This is a genomic window from Streptomyces sp. NPDC057854, assembly GCF_042797055.1.
In the GTDB taxonomy this organism is placed as follows: domain Bacteria; phylum Actinomycetota; class Actinomycetes; order Streptomycetales; family Streptomycetaceae; genus Streptomyces.
The window spans coordinates 1-2,086 of the sequence record NZ_JBHVMF010000059.1; the positions used below are offsets into that span (position 1 = coordinate 1).

General features: G+C 57.9%; 2 rRNA genes. Both read right to left on the minus strand.

The features are described from left to right. Positions 1-739 (minus strand): 23S ribosomal RNA (locus ACFVQZ_RS36435); the annotation flags it as partial. Positions 740-1,025: 286 nt separating this feature from the next. Continuing rightward, a 16S ribosomal RNA gene (locus ACFVQZ_RS36440) occupies positions 1,026-2,086 on the minus strand; the annotation flags it as partial.

A 2,086-nucleotide genomic window follows, 5' to 3' on the forward strand; every position in this document is an offset into this window, starting at 1 on the left:
GGACTCGCTTTCGCTACGGCTTCCCCACACGGGTTAACCTCGCAACACACCGCAAACTCGCAGGCTCATTCTTCAAAAGGCACGCAGTCACGAGAACCCCGAAGGGTTCCGACGCTCCCACGGCTTGTAGGCACACGGTTTCAGGTACTATTTCACTCCGCTCCCGCGGTACTTTTCACCATTCCCTCACGGTACTATCCGCTATCGGTCACCAGGGAATATTTAGGCTTAGCGGGTGGTCCCGCCAGATTCACACGGGATTTCTCGGGCCCCGTGCTACTTGGGTGTCTCTCAAACGAGCCGCTGACGTTTCGTCTACGGGGGTCTTACCCTCTACGCCGGACCTTTCGCATGTCCTTCGACTACATCAACGGTTTCTGACTCGTCCTGTCGCCGGCAGACGACAGAAGAGAGATCCCACAACCCCGCATGCGCAACCCCTGCCGGGTATCACACGCATACGGTTTGGCCTCATCCGGTTTCGCTCGCCACTACTCCCGGAATCACGGTTGTTTTCTCTTCCTGAGGGTACTGAGATGTTTCACTTCCCCTCGTTCCCTCCACACTGCCTATGTGTTCAGCAGTGGGTGACAGCCCATGACGACTGCCGGGTTTCCCCATTCGGAAACCCCCGGATCAAAGCCTGGTTGACGACTCCCCGGGGACTATCGCGGCCTCCCACGTCCTTCATCGGTTCCTGGTGCCAAGGCATCCACCGTGCGCCCTTAAAAACTTGGCCACAGATGCTCGCGTCCACTGTGTAGTTCTCAAGCAACGACCAGCCACCCATCACCCTGATCACTAAGACCAGGTTCACTGGGGCCGGCATCGCGAAGATACAGACCTTGCGGCCGTACCCTCAGATACCCAACAACGTGCCAAGCGTGACCTTCTCGGTTCGTCCCGTGTTCCACGCCGAAGCAGTACTTACAGGAGACTCTGAAGAATCACGCCAACTAATCAACGTTCCACCCATGAGCTGACCGTGCAGAACGTTTGCCTGCAATCGGTGCTGTGCTCCTTAGAAAGGAGGTGATCCAGCCGCACCTTCCGGTACGGCTACCTTGTTACGACTTCGTCCCAATCGCTGGTCCCACCTTCGACAGCTCCCTCCCACAAGGGGTTGGGCCACCGGCTTCGGGTGTTACCGACTTTCGTGACGTGACGGGCGGTGTGTACAAGGCCCGGGAACGTATTCACCGCAGCAATGCTGATCTGCGATTACTAGCAACTCCGACTTCATGGGGTCGAGTTGCAGACCCCAATCCGAACTGAGACCGGCTTTTTGAGATTCGCTCCGCCTCGCGGCATCGCAGCTCTTTGTACCGGCCATTGTAGCACGTGTGCAGCCCAAGACATAAGGGGCATGATGACTTGACGTCGTCCCCACCTTCCTCCGAGTTGACCCCGGCGGTCTCCTGTGAGTCCCCATCACCCCGAAGGGCATGCTGGCAACACAGGACAAGGGTTGCGCTCGTTGCGGGACTTAACCCAACATCTCACGACACGAGCTGACGACAGCCATGCACCACCTGTATACCGACCACAAGGGGGCACCCATCTCTGGATGTTTCCGGTATATGTCAAGCCTTGGTAAGGTTCTTCGCGTTGCGTCGAATTAAGCCACATGCTCCGCTGCTTGTGCGGGCCCCCGTCAATTCCTTTGAGTTTTAGCCTTGCGGCCGTACTCCCCAGGCGGGGAACTTAATGCGTTAGCTGCGGCACCGACGACGTGGAATGTCGCCAACACCTAGTTCCCAACGTTTACGGCGTGGACTACCAGGGTATCTAATCCTGTTCGCTCCCCACGCTTTCGCTCCTCAGCGTCAGTAATGGCCCAGAGATCCGCCTTCGCCACCGGTGTTCCTCCTGATATCTGCGCATTTCACCGCTACACCAGGAATTCCGATCTCCCCTACCACACTCTAGCCTGCCCGTATCGGATGCAGACCCGGGGTTAAGCCCCGGGCTTTCACACCCGACGTGACAAGCCGCCTACGAGCTCTTTACGCCCAATAATTCCGGACAACGCTTGCGCCCTACGTATTACCGCGGCTGCTGGCACGTAGTTAGCCGGCGCTTCTTC